Origin of the sequence: Salinisphaera shabanensis E1L3A (assembly GCF_000215955.2) — a bacterium.
Taxonomy (GTDB): domain Bacteria; phylum Pseudomonadota; class Gammaproteobacteria; order Nevskiales; family Salinisphaeraceae; genus Salinisphaera; species Salinisphaera shabanensis.
On the sequence record NZ_AFNV02000023.1, the window covers coordinates 32938 to 48879 of the forward strand.

A 15942-nucleotide genomic window follows, 5' to 3' on the forward strand; every position below is an offset into this window, starting at 1 on the left:
ATGTCCGCCCCTACTGAAAACGAATCCCCGCAGGTCGCGTTTAGCGATCTGGCTTTATCCGATGCCGTAATGGCAGCCTTGGCCGATGTCGGCTACGAAACGCCGTCGCCGATTCAGGCGGCCACGATTCCGCCGCTGCTCGACGGCAAGGACGTGTTGGGCCAAGCTCAGACGGGTACCGGCAAAACGGCAGCCTTTGCGCTGCCGATTCTTTCCGGCCTGCCCGACCGTGGCAAAGGCGGCAAGGGGCCGCAGGCGCTCGTACTCACGCCCACCCGTGAGTTGACGATCCAGGTCGCCGAGGCCTTCCAGCGCTACGCGTCGCATATACCCGGATTTCACGTGCTGCCGATTTATGGTGGCCAGGGCTACGGCCCGCAGCTGGCCGCACTCAAGCGCGGCGTGAACGTGGTCGTAGGCACGCCCGGGCGAGTGATGGATCATCTCAAGCGTGGCACGCTCAAGCTCGACGCGCTCGATTGGATGGTGCTCGACGAAGCGGATGAAATGCTGCGCATGGGCTTCATCGAAGACGTGGAATGGATCTTCGAGCACACACCCCCGCAGCGCCAGGTCGCGTTGTTTTCGGCGACCATGCCCAGCGCGATTCGGCGGATCGCCAAGACCCACCTGCGCGAGCCGCAGGAAATCACCATTCAGACGAAGACGACCACGGCGATCAATATCCGCCAGCGTTACTGGATCGTCGGCGGCGGCACGAGCAAGCTCGATGCGCTCACGCGTCTGCTCGAAGCCGAGCCTTTCGACGCGATGATCGTGTTCGCACGTACCAAGAAGTCGACCGACGAACTCGCCGAACGTCTATCGGCGCGTGGCTATGCCTGTGCCGCACTCAATGGCGACATTGTGCAGGCCCAGCGTGAGCGTACGGTGGCCAAGCTCAAGAACGGCCAGCTCGATATCATCGTGGCGACCGATGTGGCCGCGCGTGGGCTTGATGTGGAACGCATCAGCCACGTGATCAATTTCGATATTCCGCACGATACCGAGGCCTATGTGCACCGGATTGGACGCACGGGGCGTGCCGGGCGCGAGGGCGACGCAATCCTGTTCGTCACCATGCGCGAAAAACGCCTGTTCAAGGCAATTGAGCGCGCCACACGGCAGGCGATCGAGCCGATGGACTTGCCGAGCATCGCCGAGGTCAACGAGCAGCGTGTCGCACGCTTCAAACAGCGTATTTCGGTGGCGCTGGCCGAGGGCAAGCTCAAGCCGTTTCGCGAACTGCTCGACGAATACCGCGCCGAGCACAATGTCGATCCCGAAGAACTCGCAGCTGCGCTGGCGTATCTGGCGCAGGGCGACGAACCGTTGATGCTTTCGCCGGGCAAGGCCGATCGCGGCGATCGCAGTGCAGGCCCGCGCGATATGGGGGCACAAACACCTAAGAGTGCGAACAAGAGCAAGGCGCGTCAGCAGTCGTTCGGCGACGGCGATCTCGAAACGTTCCGTATCGAGGTGGGGCGCACGCATGGTGTGGAGCCGCGTAACATCGTTGGCGCGATCGCCAATGAGGCCGGCGTCGACAGTGCGCATATCGGTCGGATCGATATCCGTGACGATTTCAGCCTCGTCGATCTGCCCAAGGGCATGCCCGAAGATATCTTTGCCCATCTCAAGACAGTCTGGGTGGCCGGTCGTCAGCTGGAGATCCAGCGCGAGGACGGCGCACCGCCTGCGCCAGCGGCCGGGCGACGCGGTAAACCCGGCCCCAAGCCCAAGTCGAAAAGCAAGAAACCGGGCAAGGCCAAGGCCAAGCCCGGGAAGGCGAAGCCTGGCAAGAAGCGGGCGAAACCGAAGAGCGAATAAGCGGCGAGGCGCCCGATAAGGGCGCTTGCCCGCGCGCGTATCATGACTGCATCATTCGAAAGCGCCCGTGGCGCCTCCGAGCCAATACGCCCATGACTTCGAATACACCAACGCATATCGATATCGGCGGCATAGCACTGCCGCGCGAGGAACTGGCGCAAGTGTTGCCGGACATCGAACGCTTTGAACGGCATCTGCCGGATGCGCTGGCTGTGGATCGCGACATGCAAGCCAGCGAAGGTGCGGTGCCGGATTACGTGCGCGAATGGCCGCAGGCGCGGATCGACGCTGTGGTGCGCACGCTCAAGGAAGTGGGCAGCCTGCGGGAGCAAACCAGCGAGCAGATGAAAACATCGGGTGCCGGCCACAGCCGGCACTGAGCGTTACCGGATCAAGCGCGCCGCACCGTCTCGCGACTTGGGACGGCGTCCAATTCGCCTTTCAAGTTGGAACACATCTTGCTATGCATAGGCCATGACCTATGTCATATTCAAATCGGGCATCGAAGCTCAACTTGGGCCGAGACACGCTGATCGTAAAAGTACTCGACATCATGGCGTCTGCGCCGGAAAAGAGGTACGAGCGAGATGAGTGGCAGCTACCACTATACGCTAGGCGAGCGAACCTATCGCTTTGACAGCCTGGCCGAGGTCATGGCCAAGGCGACCCCGGCCCGTTCCGGCGATCGCCTGGCCGGCGTCATCGCCGACTCGGCCGAAGAGCGCGTCGTGGCCCAGATGGTGCTCGCGGAATTACCGCTGAAGCTATTCCTCGAAGACCTCCTCGTCCCCTACGAGGACGACGAGATCACCCGCCTGATCGTCGACAGTCACGATCGCGAGGCGTTTGAAACCATTTCCCATTTCACCGTCGGCGATCTTCGCAACTGGCTGCTATCCGACGAAGCCAGCGACGAGGTGCTTGAACGACTGCGGCCGGGTATTACGCCTGAAATGGCCGCGGCCGTATGCAAGGTTATGCAACCAGGATCTGATTCTCGTTGCACGCAAATGCCGCGTGACCAGCGCTTTTCGCAATACGATCGGTCTGCCCGGCCATCTGTCGACACGGTTGCAGCCCAATCATCCAACCGTTGATCTTACCGGCATCGCCGCCAGCATCTTCGACGGACTGCTCTACGGCAACGGTGATGCTGTCATCGGCATCAATCCCGCGACCGATAACGTGGCTCAATCGGTCAAGCTCATGCGCATGCTCGACGAGGTGATTCGCAAATACAAGATCCCCACCCAGTCCTGTGTCCTCACGCATGTCACCAATACACTGGAAGCGATCGAGCAGGGCGCGCCGGTAGATCTGGTGTTCCAGTCGATAGGGGGCACGGAGGCGACCAATCGCGGTTTCGGGTTTGGTCTTGCAGAACTGGCAGAAGCACGCGATGCCGCGCTATCGCTCAAGCGTGGCAGTGTGGGCAATAACGTGATGTATTTCGAAACCGGCCAAGGCAGTTCGCTGTCGGCGGATGCCCATCACGGGCTCGATCAACAGACCTGCGAAGCCCGCGCTTATGCGGTCGCGCGCCAGTTCAAACCGTTGCTGGTGAATACGGTGGTAGGTTTTATTGGTCCCGAGTATCTGTTCGACGGCAAGGAAATCATCCGCGCCGGCCTGGAGGATCACTTCTGCGGCAAGCTGCTGGGCGTGCCGATGGGCTGCGACGTGTGCTACACAAACCACGCGGAAGCCGATCAGAACGATATGGACAATCTGCTCACACTGTTGGGCGTGGCGGGCTGCAATTTCGTGATGGGCATTCCGGGTTCCGACGATATCATGCTCAATTACCAGACCACGTCGTTCCATGACGCGCTCTATGCACGGCGCGCGCTCGGCCTCAAGCCAGCGCCCGAATTCGACGAGTGGCTGACCCGGATGGAGATCGTCCGCGACGGTGATTCACATCGTCTGGCTTAGCAGTTGCCGCAGTCTTTTGCCAGGTCTCTGGAACGTCTGCCGGCAGACGCGACATGAGCGAGCACAAGCCCGCGTCGTCATCGCCGACCGAAGCGCCGTCGCAAGATGAACAGATCGGCGTCGTCCATAATCCGTGGCGCGACCTGCGCGCCTTCACTGCAGCCCGTATCGGCCTGGGCCGCGCCGGTATCAGCCTGCCGACCGCCCGTTTGTTGGAGTTCCAGCTAGCCCACGCCCAAGCCAAGGACGCGGTGCACTGGCCGCTCGACGTCGAAGCACTCAGTGGGCGCCTTACCGAGGCGTTGGCCACGGATGCACCGATACAGCTGCACAGTCAGGCCAGCGATCGGACCATCTACCTCCAGCGTCCAGATCTCGGCAGGCTACTGGACGATACATCCCAAGAGCGACTCGAAGCGCAAGGCCGAAGTGAGGGCTCACAGGTCGATCTCGCGCTCGTGATGGTGGATGGCTTGTCCGCGCGTGCGATCGAGTCTCATGCCGTTGAGTTCATCGAAGCGTTGCATGCCGAGCTCGACGCCGACGAGCACGATTGGCAATGCGCACCGCTTACGATCGTGGAACAAGGGCGTGTGGCGATCGGCGACGAAGTGGGCGAAGCGCTCAATGCCCGTGCCGTTCTGGTCTTGATCGGTGAACGTCCCGGATTGAGCTCCCCCGACAGTCTGGGACTGTATCTGACTTGGGCGCCGCGCCGCGGTGTGTCGGATGCCGAGCGCAACTGTATCTCCAACGTGTGTCCAGAAGGGTTGAAGATCAATGCGGCGGCCGGGCGGGCGCTCTATTTATTGCGAGAAGCGCGTCGCCTCGAACTTTCGGGTGTGAAGCTCAAGGACCGTAGCGAAGACGACGTCATCGAACACGACGATAACGGACCGGGCAACTTTCTGACTTCCTGATTTTTAATGCAACGGGGGTGACATCATGGCGGGCCAGACACCGAACGATGATTATCTGGCGAAACGCCAGCTCAAACGCGGGACTGCGGGGTGGCTGCTACTGGCCGGGCTCGGAGTGTCGTATGTCATCTCCGGCGATTTCGCCGGTTGGAATTTTGGTATCGCGGAAGCCGGCTGGGGCGGTTTTGCGATTGCGGCCGCGCTTATGGCGGTGATGTACTTCACGCTGGTACTCGCACTCGCTGAAATGTCGGCAGCCATTCCGGCCGCGGGCGGTGGCTACAGTTTCGCGCGCCAGGCCATGGGCCCCGCCGGGGGATATCTGACTGGCCTGGCGGTGCTCATCGAATACGCATTGGCGCGGGCCGCCATCGTTATCTTCATCGGGGCGGCCGTGGAAGAACTGCTCGGCTTCAACGGCCCCGTCGTCTATGCAGTGTTTTATGCGGTATTTATCGGCATCCATCTGGCCGGTGTGGGCGAAGCGCTGAAGGTCATGATGGTCATCAGCGGGTTAGCGGTTTTTGCCATCCTCGCGACGGCGGCTGCACTGATCGGCGATTTCGCGCCGGCCAATCTATTCGATATCGAGCCGACCGATGCGGTCGGCGCGTCATCGTTTCTACCGCTCGGTTTCTACGGAATCTGGGCCGCGCTGCCGTTCGGCATGTGGCTGTTTTGGCTGTCGAAGGCGTGCCCCTGGCTGCCGAGGAGGCCAAGAATCCAGCCCGCGATGTACCGAAAGGCATTATCGCGGCGATGATCTTTTTGTTGGGTACCGCGGTGCTCGTCGTGTTTCTGTTGGCCGGTGCAGTCGGCGCCGAAGCAATCGGCGACAGCGGCGTGCCGCTGGTGACCGCGCTCAAGAACAGCGGCAGCGAAACGCTGGGCACCATTGTCAATGTGCTGGGCCTCGCTGGTCTGATTGCGTCATTCTTCTCGATTATCTTTGGCTACAGCCGGCTCGTTTTCGCGCTATCGCGGGCCGGCTATCTTCCGAAGTTCATGTCATTGACCAGTAGCCGCAAGGCGCCGACCTGGGCATTGGTGGTGCCGGGCGTGCTGGGCTTCATCGTATCGCTAAGCGGTGCGGGTGATCTGATCCTCGGCATGGCGGTTGTGGGCGCCACGCTCTCGTACGCGCTCATGGCACTCAGCCATATTTTATTGCGCGTCAAACAGCCGAACCTCGAAAGGCCTTATCGCACGCCGGGTGGGATGGTTACCTCCGGTATCGGACTCGTGCTGTCGCTGATCGCATTGACCGGCGTCTATGCGTTCGATCCCCGGGCCTTCGCTTACACGATCGTGCTGTTCGTGCTGGGCGCGGCATATTTCTTCGTATTCAGGCGGCATCAGCTGGTGGCAAAAAATGCCGACGAGGAATTCGCGTTATTGGCTCAGGCAGAGTCCGACCTGGACGCGGGCGAGGCGCGCGGATGATCATACGAGTTTAATCGGTGGTCGAACGACGTGCGCTTTCGAGTTAGTGCTGTGGACGTTGTTCGGAGAGCAGCCGATCGAGTTGTTTGGCGAAGGCGTGCCGGTCGTTCTGATTGAATGGGGGCGGGGCGCCGGTATCCACGCCGGCCCCGCGTAAGCCGTCCATGAAGTCACGTACGCTCAGACGCGCACGAATATTGTCACGCGTATAGAGTTCGCCGCGTGGATTGAGAGCGATCGCCTTCTTCGCTATGGCCTCGCCGGCCAGCGGTATGTCGGCGGTAATCACAAGATCGCCCGGCTCCGCGCGTTTGACGATTTCATTATCGGCAACATCGAAACCGGCACCGACCTGCAGCGTCGATATCGTCGGCGAGCGCGGAACCCGAATGGGCTGGTTTGCGACCAGCGTAAGCGTGACCCCCGTACGCCGGCTAGCGCGAAAAAGGATCTCCTTGATCACGACCGGGCAGGCGTCGGCATCGACCCATATAGTCATCGACATAGGCAATCGATTGTTATCCGGGCGGGCGCCACCAGGCAGTGGCATTTCGCTAAAAGCGAACTCAAAGGGCTTATAGGTAGCCCTAAACGACAAATCGGACAGCCTCCACGCAAAACCGATTACTCGGTATCGACGTAGTGGCTATCCGATATGACGGTTTCGGTCCGAGAGGACCGATCCGGCGTTGTATCGGTTCAGTTTATCTTCAACCTCAATCACGCCCTCAGGCAGATTGGATGCAGATTGCCCGAACCGATACAGGGTGCCGTATCTTTAGACCGCGACGACCTTGTTGGCGCACGGTCCTTTTTTGCCTTCACCGACTTCGAATTCGACCGCCTGGCCGTCTTCGAGGGTGGCAAAGCCGCCGCCGTTCTTGATCTCGGAGTGGTGCACGAAAAGGTCCTTGCTGCCATCTTCAGGGGCGATGAAGCCGTAACCCTTTTCGGAACTGAACCACTTAACGGTGCCTTTGGCCATAATTTTCTCTTACTTAATCGGAACTGATTGTATGCAGGCTTGCTGCAGCGCCAGTGTAACGGTTCAGCACTCAAATACTACGGGGTTGAGCAAATATTTTTATTCCGCGGTCGTTCTATCGCATTGAAAGAACGTATATTGCGAATATATTTCTCGCTTTAAAACGTTATAAGTTCGTATTTTTTATAAGATAGTCCGCTATCGCGAAATTTCTGTTGTGCTCAATTGGTGTCGCGTAGTCGATTCTCGCGAGATCGGCTGACGACAGTCATAATAGACGCGCTACGATAGATATTTGCGCGATAATGGCGTTTTAAGACCTCGATTGTTCAACTCAAGCGAGCTGATTTACGGCCGATAGATGGGCAACGGTATGGCCCGCATTTCCAGGAACCATGATTCATGACGACTAGCCCCCGCTATGCCGAGATCGATACTCCCCAGGCGGTGGCCGATACATTCGTCGAACTGACATGGAATACGCACGAAGTCACGATTCGGTTCGACGGAACGATGATTCAGTATCCGGCGACCGTCGTATCCGTAGATCGCACCCTCGGACGCTGCGTGCTGGATATGACCGGTACGGCAGATATCGAACAGCTCCTCAAGGCGAAGCAGAGTTTCGTGCTGTACGCGCGTCAGCACTCCGCCGCGCTGCAGAGTGGTGCGATGCACTGTATCGGGGTGGCCCAGAGCAGTGCGCGCCTGAGTGTGTGTGCGTCGCTTCCGGATAGCGTTGCGCTGCTCAAAAGACGAGGCCAGTTCAGGGCGGCTCTGAACGACAGTATGGCGGTGATAGTGTTGCTCGCCTCGCCGACAGGGCGTGAATGGCAGACAACGCTACGAGATCTCTCGGCTGGCGGCTGCCTTTTGAGCCTTCCGCAAGACGAGCAGGACGGACTTGAGGTCGGGGTCGACGGCTATAGTGTTCAGGCACTTTTCCCGAACGGCGAGACGTTCGAAGTCCTTGGCCACGTCAGCCATCGATACGTAAATACCGAAACGCAACAGTGTTATCTCGGTATGGCGTTCGATATTCGAGTAGATAAGGCGGCCCGAGAGGTCTGGCGCTATGTGCGTGAGGTCGAACGCGAGGTCGCGCGCCAGACGTCACCCCGCTCGGAAATGCGCCCACTTGCGCCATCCCCGTTGTTCACCACACCCACGAAGACCGCCAAGTAGGCGCCAATACGCTGGCTGGCGCTGTGCAGGGCGCGGTTCGTGATGCTTACGTACTTCAACGTGCGGCTCCGAGCAAACAAGCCCCGCTGATATTCAGAGGCCTGTACTGTTTTGCATCAGCGAGCTTTTGGCGGCGCGCTGTGTCTACGGGCATGGATTAGTAAGACGCCGTCAATTAAAAAGCAGCGCGCATAAAAAAGCCCCGCCGAAGCGGGGCTTTTTTACGACCGCAAAGGTCGATGCGAGAGCGGGCTCTAGGCCGCTTTGGCGAGCTGGCGCAGCACGTAGTGCAGAATGCCGCCGTTCTGGTAGTAGTCCCATTCCTTGGGCGTATCGATACGCACCTTGGCGGTGAACTCGCTGGTGTCGCCGCTTTCCTTGGTCGCCTTGACGGTGACTTCGGTCGCGCCGGACTCGAGACCTTCGATATCGAAGGTCTCGGTGCCGTCCAGGCCCAGGGACTCAGCGTTTTCGCCTTCCTTGAACTGCAGCGGCAGTACGCCCATGCCAACCAGGTTCGAACGATGAATACGCTCGAAGGACTGGGCGATGACGGTCTTGACGCCGAGCAGCAGGGTGCCCTTGGCTGCCCAGTCACGCGACGAGCCGGTGCCATATTCCTTGCCGGCAAGCACGACCAACGGGGTCTTGTCGTCGGCGTACTTCATGGCGGCGTCGTAGATGAACATCTCGTCGCCGGAGGGCTGATGACGCGTCCAGCCACCTTCGGTGCCCGGTGCCAGCAGATTGCGCAGGCGCACGTTGGCGAAGGTGCCGCGCATCATCACTTCGTGGTTGCCGCGACGCGAGCCGTAGCTGTTGAAGTCCGACGGCGAGACGCCTTTTTCCTGCAGGTACTGACCCGCGGGCGAATCCTTGGTGATCGCACCGGCCGGCGAAATGTGATCGGTGGTGATCGAATCACCCAGCAGGGCCAGGCAACGCGCCCCCTGGATCGTTGGGATATCGGCCACGTCGACCGACATGCCTTCGAAGTAGGGCGGGTTCTGTACGTAGGTGCTGGTTTCGTCCCAGTCGAAAATCTCGCCTTCCGGCACGTCCAGCCCTTTCCAGCGGGAGTCGCCGGCAAACACGTCGCCGTAGCTGTCCTTGAACATCTCGGAGTTCAGCGAGGTGCCGATGGTGTCGTAGATTTCCTTCTGCGACGGCCAGATATCGCGCAGATAGACATCGTTGCCGTCGGCGTCCTGGCCGAGCGGATCGTTGTTCATGTCGATATCGATCGAGCCCGACAGCGCATAGGCCACGACCAGCGGCGGGCTGGCCAGGAAGTTCATGCGCACATCGCCGTGCACACGGCCTTCGAAGTTGCGGTTGCCCGACAATACCGAAGCGACGTTGAGGTTGTGCTCGCGCACGGCTTCGCCGATCGGCTCCGGCAGCGGACCGGAGTTGCCGATACAGGTGGTGCAGCCGTAGCCGACCAGTTGAAAGCCGAGCTTGTCGAGATCGACGTTCAGGCCGGCCTTTTCCAGATATTCGGTGACGACCTTGGAGCCCGGCGCCAGCGAGGTCTTGACCCAGGGCTTGACCTGTAGGCCTCTCTGGATCGCGTTACGCGCCAGCAGGCCGGCACCGATCATCACGGCCGGGTTCGAGGTGTTGGTGCAGGAGGTGATCGCAGCGATCACGACCGAACCGTCGTGCAGGTCGAACTCGGTTTCCTTGTAGGAGACCGGTGCATGCACCGGGCCGCCGATGTCGTCGGACGTCAGGCCGGCTTCGCTTTGCTGCTTGGCCTCAGCCATGCTCTTGTCTTCGGGGTCGGCTTTTTCCGCGCGCGCCTTGATGAACGGCTCGACTTCGCGGCGATAGGTCTTTTGCATGTCGGCCAGCAGCACGCGGTCCTGCGGGCGTTTCGGCCCGGCCAGCGACGGCTGCACGGTGGACATGTCGAGTTCGAGCACGTCGGTGTAGTCGGCGTCGGGCTCACCTTCCTCACGCCACAGGCCCTGGGCCTTGGCATAGGCTTCGACCAGTTCCAGCTGCTCGGCGGGACGACCGGTGAGTTCCATGTAGCGAATGGTTTCGCCGTCGACCGGGAAGATGCCGCAGGTGGCGCCGTATTCGGGCGCCATGTTGGCGATCGTCGCGCGATCGGCCAGCGGCAGGTCGGCGAGGCCGTCGCCGAAGAATTCCACAAACTTGCCGACCACGCCCTTGGCGCGCAGCATTTCGGTGACCGTGAGCACCAAATCGGTGGCGGTGCAGCCTTCGGCGAGCTTGCCAGTGAGCTTGAAGCCCACGACTTGCGGAATGAGCATGGTGATCGGCTGGCCGAGCATCGCCGCTTCGGCTTCGATACCGCCGACGCCCCAGCCGAGCACGCCCACGCCGTTGATCATGGTGGTGTGGCTGTCGGTGCCGACCAGCGTATCCGGATAGGCCAGATTGGTGTCTTCGTTACCGAAGACCACACGGGCCAGATATTCCAGGTTGACCTGATGCACGATGCCGGTATCGGGCGGCACGACCTTGAAGTTGTCGAACGCGCCCTGACCCCAGCGCAGAAACGCATAGCGTTCCTTGTTGCGGTTGAATTCAAGCTTGGCGTTCAGATCGAACGCCTTGTCGGTGCCGTATTCGTCGACCATGACCGAATGGTCGATCACGAGTTCGGCCGGCGACAGCGGGTTGATCTTGTCGGGGCTGCCGCCGAGGTTGGCCATGGCATCGCGCATGGCGGCCAGGTCGACCACAGCCGGCACGCCGGTGAAGTCCTGCAGGACCACACGGGCCGGGGTGAACGCGATTTCGGTATCCGGCTCGGCCTTGGCATCCCAGTTGGCCAGGGCCTTGATATCGTCGGCATCGACGTTGGAACCGTCCTCATGGCGGAGCAGGTTCTCGAGCAGGATCTTCTGCGCGTAAGGCAGCTTCGCGATGCCCGGAAACTGCTCTTGCAGCTTGGGCAAACTGAAATAGTCGAAGCTGCGATCACCGGCAGTGAACTGCGCACGTGTATTGAAACTGTCCGTCATAGGTTTTGTTCTCCAAAGACACTCGGTGGATCTTCGGTCCGGTAATTATCCGGACACTTAAAAGCGCCGCGTAGTATAGCTTTTTCGCGGCATTGGCTGCAGGCAAAAGCACTTGGCGATCATGTCGCACGGCGCCTGCAGCGTGATTCGTGGCTGTTTCAACTAGCGCACCGGCGCGCGCGGGCCAATGTTTTCGAGCGATTTCAGCAGCGCCTTGCGGCGGAAAAACAGCGAAATAAAACCGCCACCGCACTGTCGCCACATGATCGCGCAGCGCACAGCGGCCATCAGCTGGGTGCGTGCGCGTGCCTGGATCGCTTCGTTCTGAAGATAGGTTGGATGGCCATGCAGCATGATGCGCGGCTTCGCCGGGCTGATGCTGTCCCGATAGGCATCGTCGAGAATGGTGGGAACTTCGGCCGGCTCAGCCAGGCGAGCACGGTCGATGGCGCCGCGCAGACGTTTGAGTGCCGCGTCATCCTTGATCAATGCGCCCGACAGGCGCAGAAGCTGGCCGATATAGCGGGCGATGAGTGCTGATTTCTGATCGGGCTTTTCACCGGCGAGCTGGCGCTTCAGGTAGGCGATGCCATCACCCACACTGGATAGGTCGCCGTAGACTTCGATCACGCTGTTCGGGTCGGTACAGAAGATCGCGTGCTTGGCAATTCCCAGCCGCTGGGGCGTGTCGCGCCCGTCGGCTGCGAGTTCGTGCGCATAGAGCGCAAACTGGGCAACGCCGGCCAGGGATAGCGCCTGGTCGCGCAGTGTGTGCGTGGATTGTTCGCTCATGCGCTGGCAGGAATCTCGAGTTCTGAATGGCCGGCTGCGACGATCTCGGCGCTACCGAGGCAATGGTCGCCATCATAGAAAACCGCATATTGGCCGGGCGCGATCGCTCGTGGCGGTCGATCGAAGTGTACTGTCAGGCCGCCATCGGGGCCTGGGTCGATACGGCAGTCGATCGCACGTTGACGATAGCGTACCTGAGCCGTGCAGCGGCGCGGCAATTGCGGCGGCTCGATCAGCCAGTGTGGGGTTGAGGTGGTCAACGACATACGCGCAAGCTCTGGATGATCGTGATCTTGTGTTACCCAGAGCGTATCCGTGTTCAGATCCTTGGCGGCAACGAACCAAGGCGCCTGGGATGCCCCCTTGACGCCGCCGAGCCCAAGCCCGCGTCGCTGACCGATCGTGTAATAGATCAACCCCGCGTGCTCGGCGATGGTTTTGCCGTCCAGCGGTCCGCCGGATACGCGTACCGGACCGGCTTTTCCGGACAGGTACTGGCGCAGAAATCCCTCGAAATCACGCTCGCCGATGAAACATACGCCGGTGCTGTCCGGTTTGTCGTGGATCGGCAGGCCGGCGTCGCGAGCGATGGCACGCACATCGGCTTTATAGGTGTCGCCCAGCGGAAATAAGGTGCGTTCGAGTGCGGCCATGGGGACGGCTGACAGGAAATACGACTGATCCTTGCCGGGGTCGGCACCGCGCAAAAGCCGCGTGCCGGACTCATCGTGTACCAGCCGGGCATAGTGGCCGGTCGCGATCGCATCGGCACCCAGGCGTTCGGCGTGATGCAGGAACGCATCGAACTTGATCTCGCGGTTGCAGAGTACATCCGGGTTGGGTGTGCGGCCGGCGGCATAGCTGTCGAGAAAATAACGGAACACGCGCGCCTTGTACTCACGCGAAAAATCGGCGCGATGCAGTGGTATGTCGAGCACCTCGCATACCGCGGCCGCGTCGTCGAAATCGTCGGCGGCCTGGCAGCGTCCGGCTTCGTCCTCGCTCCAGTTGAACATGAACAGGCCTTCAACCTGGTAACCGGCTTCGACAAGGCGCAGGGCGGTCACCGATGAGTCCACGCCGCCGGATAAGCCGACGATGATGCGCGTGTCCTGTGGCGCTCGCTGCCAGAACGCGGACGTCGTTTTAGCGGCCATGAATATGCTTGACCCGATCCAGCGACAAGGCTTCGAGATCGTTGTAATCGGCGATCGACTGAAGGACCAGCGGGCTGCGCAGATCGTCACGCGCGCTCAATTGTTCGGCACTGAGCCAATGCGCGGCGATAATACCGTCGTCCAGTGGCTGATCCGGCGCGTGCTGGCCTACCTCGCCACAGAAGGCGAACCGCAACGTGGTTCGGCCGTCCTCGTGCGGCCAGTGATACATGCCCACGAGTCCGGTCGGCGTAAAACGCCACGCGGTTTCCTCAAAGGTTTCGCGAACGACCGCGTCAAGCAGCGTCTCGCCGGTCTCGACATGACCGGCGGGTTGATTAATGACGCGCTTGCCGTGGGCGAATTCTTCGACCACCAAAAACCGGTTGTCGATACACACAACCGCGGCCACGGTGAGTTCGGCGTGGACCAAAACAGCCTCCGCGTGATGCTCTCAATTCAAAGTATGGATTCTAGCAAACCGGCTTTTCACGTGGCCAAGCGGTTTTCGGGTGGGTATGATGCCGCCATCGTTTGATCACGACCTTTTCTATGTCGCGTTTGGGGATGATTTTTCCCGGGCAGGGGGCTCAGTCGGTGGGCATGCTTGCAGCGCTCGCCGAACGGTATCCGGTAGTCGCCGAGACCTATGCCGAAGCCAGCGATGCGTTGGGCTACGACATGGCGGCTCTCATCAAGGAAGGTCCGGCCGACAGGCTGGATCAAACCGAATTCACGCAACCAGCGCTGGTGGCAGCCGGCGTGGCCGTATGGCGCGTTTGGCAAAGTCGCAACGGAAGAACGCCGGAATTTCTGGCCGGCCATAGCCTGGGCGAATACACCGCGCTCGTGGCTGCCGAAGCGCTCGACTTCGGTGACGCACTGCGTTTGACGCAAATGCGTGGCAAAGCGATGCAGAATGCCGTGGCGCCCGGAGAAGGGGCCATGGCAGCCGTGATCGGTCTCGAAGACGACGCCGTACGCGAAGTGTGCAAGGCAGCCGAGCAGAGTCACGCAGGCGATGCGTTGGTCGTATCAGCGGCTAACTTCAACGCGCCGTTGCAGGTGGTGATCGCCGGTCACGCAGAAGCGGTGGCCACGGCCAGCCGGCTCGCCAAGGAAAAGGGCGCGAAGCTGGTCAAGCCGTTGGCGGTCAGTGTGCCGTCGCACTGCGCGCTCATGCAGCCGGCCGCCGAGCGCTTGCAATCGCATCTGCTCGAGATCCCGTTACGCCAGCCCAAACTGACGGTGCTGCATAACGTCGATGCGCAGCCGCGCGAAGATGTCGATGGCATCCGCAAGGCGCTGGTGCGCCAGCTCGCGCAGTCGGTACTGTGGGCGGATACGATTCGTACCATGCGCGCTGCCAATTGCGCGCTGTTTCTCGAATGCGGGCCGGGCAAGGTCCTGACCGGGTTGAACAAGCGCATCGACAAGAGCGCGACATCGCTGGCGTTGTCAGATGCCGAGAGCCTGCGCCAGGCGCTCAGCGCAACCGAAGAACAACAATAGAACGCGCCGCATCCAGTATGCGAGCGTAAGTTAGGAGAGTCATGAAAGACGCCAATCTCAGCGGCCAGGTCGCAGTGGTCACGGGTGCTTCACGTGGCATCGGCGCGGCAATCGCCGATCGGCTGGCGGCCGATGGCGCGGTCGTGATCGGTACTGCGACCACCGACGAAGGTGCGCAACGTATTGATGAGCGTTTGAGCGTCACATCGCCCTCGGGCGCTGGTCGTCGTCTCGACGTAACCGACGATGAAGACGTCACTGGCCTGCTCAAGGAAATCACCAAGACGTTCGGTGCGCCGACCATCGTTGTGAACAACGCCGCGATCACCCGCGATACGTTGTTGATGCGCATGAAAGAGTCGGATTGGCAAAGCGTGCTCGATGCCAATCTGTCGGGCGTATTTCGTGTTACGAAGGCCGCGCTGCGCGGCATGATGAAAGCCCGGGGTGGGCGTATCGTCAACGTGGCGTCCGTGGTCGGGCTGATGGGCAATGCCGGTCAGACGAACTACAGCGCCGCCAAGGCAGGACTGCTCGGTTTCACCCGCTCGCTTGCACGCGAGGTCGGTTCGCGTCAGATTACGGTCAATGCCATCGCACCTGGCTTCATCGAAACTGACATGACCCGCGACCTGGACGACAAAACCCGTGAAACGATGCTCGCGCAGATTCCGCTGCAGCGGCTGGGTAATGTCGACGACATCGCAGCGAGTGTCGCGTTCCTCGTGTCAGATGCTGCGGCGTACATCACCGGCGAGACGCTCAGCGTCAACGGCGGTTTATACATGGGAGCGTGAGCAACCTCCGATGGGTCTTGCGAAAATCTGGCGAGGCCCACCCTTTTTCCATAGAATGGCGCGCGGTTCGCGAAGGCGAATGCGTGCGCTAGACGCGTAAACCATAGTCAATCAGGAGAGAGTCCGATGAGTAGCGTTGAAGAACGAGTACAGAAGATCATTGCCGAACAGCTTTCGGTCAGCGAAGACCAGGTGACCTCGGAAGCGTCGTTCGTCGACGATCTGGGTGCGGACTCGCTGGATACGGTCGAGCTGGTCATGGCGCTCGAAGAGGAATTCGAGATCGATATCCCCGACGAGGAAGCCGAGAAGATCGTCAACGTCAAGGACGCCGTGGACTACATCAAGTCCCACGCCGAGGGCTGATCGCTTTCTATCTGCTCG

The 15942-nt window shown here is 60.7% G+C and carries 13 protein-coding genes and 2 pseudogenes; 9 read left to right on the top strand and 6 right to left on the bottom strand.

Annotated features, from left to right (window positions below; all coding sequences use genetic code 11):
- The 5 genes and pseudogenes from SSPSH_RS14105 to eat all read left to right on the top strand — a co-directional run bounded on the left by SSPSH_RS14105 (nucleotide 1) and on the right by eat (nucleotide 6128).
- Nucleotides 1–1830 carry a DEAD/DEAH box helicase gene (locus SSPSH_RS14105; protein ID WP_006912772.1) on the top strand — a complete coding sequence of 610 codons (1830 nt, stop codon included), beginning with the start codon at nucleotides 1–3 and terminating at the stop codon, nucleotides 1828–1830.
- A gap of 92 nt (nucleotides 1831–1922) precedes the next feature.
- Nucleotides 1923–2210, top strand: coding sequence for a hypothetical protein (locus SSPSH_RS14110; protein WP_006912773.1), 288 nt, complete (start codon nucleotides 1923–1925; stop codon nucleotides 2208–2210).
- A gap of 207 nt (nucleotides 2211–2417) precedes the next feature.
- A pseudogene (locus tag SSPSH_RS14115) lies at nucleotides 2418–3765 on the top strand (ethanolamine ammonia-lyase subunit EutB).
- Between the two features lie 53 nt (nucleotides 3766–3818).
- Nucleotides 3819–4685: an ethanolamine ammonia-lyase subunit EutC gene (gene eutC, locus SSPSH_RS14120; RefSeq protein ID WP_006912774.1), complete on the top strand. Its 867-nt coding sequence runs from the start codon at nucleotides 3819–3821 to the stop codon at nucleotides 4683–4685.
- Nucleotides 4686–4710: 25 nt separating this feature from the next.
- Nucleotides 4711–6128 (top strand): annotated as a pseudogene (gene eat, locus SSPSH_RS19935) (ethanolamine permease).
- Between the two features lie 43 nt (nucleotides 6129–6171).
- On the opposite strand, the gene SSPSH_RS14130 reads toward eat, so the two are convergent.
- Nucleotides 6172–6627: a YaiI/YqxD family protein gene (locus tag SSPSH_RS14130; RefSeq protein ID WP_040608287.1), complete on the bottom strand. Its 456-nt coding sequence runs from the start codon at nucleotides 6625–6627 to the stop codon at nucleotides 6172–6174.
- A gap of 279 nt (nucleotides 6628–6906) precedes the next feature.
- Complete coding sequence (locus SSPSH_RS14135) at nucleotides 6907–7113, bottom strand: cold-shock protein (protein WP_006912776.1); 207 nt, start codon at nucleotides 7111–7113, stop codon at nucleotides 6907–6909.
- 402 nt (nucleotides 7114–7515) lie between these two features.
- On the opposite strand from SSPSH_RS14135, the gene SSPSH_RS14140 reads away from it, so the two are divergent.
- Entirely contained in the window at nucleotides 7516–8298 is a 783-nt protein-coding gene (locus SSPSH_RS14140) for a flagellar brake protein (protein ID WP_006912777.1), read from the top strand.
- 254 nt (nucleotides 8299–8552) lie between these two features.
- On the opposite strand, the gene acnA is transcribed toward SSPSH_RS14140, so the two are convergent.
- The 4 genes from acnA to SSPSH_RS14160 all read right to left on the bottom strand — a co-directional run bounded on the left by acnA (nucleotide 8553) and on the right by SSPSH_RS14160 (nucleotide 13682).
- Nucleotides 8553–11300, bottom strand: coding sequence for an aconitate hydratase AcnA (gene acnA / locus SSPSH_RS14145; protein ID WP_006912778.1), 2748 nt, complete (start codon nucleotides 11298–11300; stop codon nucleotides 8553–8555).
- Nucleotides 11301–11462: 162 nt separating this feature from the next.
- Nucleotides 11463–12092, bottom strand: a complete 630-nt coding sequence (locus SSPSH_RS14150; protein WP_006912779.1) for a DUF489 family protein — start codon at nucleotides 12090–12092, stop codon at nucleotides 11463–11465.
- The gene (gene mnmA, locus SSPSH_RS14155; RefSeq protein ID WP_006912780.1) at nucleotides 12089–13249 is read right to left on the bottom strand and encodes a tRNA 2-thiouridine(34) synthase MnmA; all 1161 of its coding nucleotides are present in this window, start codon (nucleotides 13247–13249) and stop codon (nucleotides 12089–12091) included. Before mnmA ends, SSPSH_RS14150 begins: the two co-directional genes overlap by 4 nt.
- A complete protein-coding gene (locus SSPSH_RS14160) occupies nucleotides 13239–13682 on the bottom strand; it encodes an NUDIX hydrolase (RefSeq protein ID WP_006912781.1) in 444 nt (147 codons plus the stop codon). The genes mnmA and SSPSH_RS14160 overlap by 11 nt, the downstream gene beginning before the upstream one ends.
- A 119-nt stretch (nucleotides 13683–13801) precedes the next feature.
- Between SSPSH_RS14160 and fabD the strand changes: the two genes are divergently transcribed.
- The 3 genes from fabD (at nucleotide 13802) to acpP (ending at nucleotide 15924) form a co-directional block, all read left to right on the top strand.
- Nucleotides 13802–14761, top strand: a complete 960-nt coding sequence (fabD, locus tag SSPSH_RS14165) for an ACP S-malonyltransferase (protein ID WP_006912782.1) — start codon at nucleotides 13802–13804, stop codon at nucleotides 14759–14761.
- Between the two features lie 41 nt (nucleotides 14762–14802).
- Nucleotides 14803–15558, top strand: a complete 756-nt coding sequence (gene fabG / locus SSPSH_RS14170; protein WP_006912783.1) for a 3-oxoacyl-ACP reductase FabG — start codon at nucleotides 14803–14805, stop codon at nucleotides 15556–15558.
- 126 nt (nucleotides 15559–15684) lie between these two features.
- On the top strand, nucleotides 15685–15924 hold the full coding sequence (gene acpP, locus SSPSH_RS14175) for an acyl carrier protein (RefSeq protein ID WP_006912784.1): 240 nt from the start codon (nucleotides 15685–15687) through the stop codon (nucleotides 15922–15924).
- Nucleotides 15925–15942: the final 18 nt, after the last annotated feature.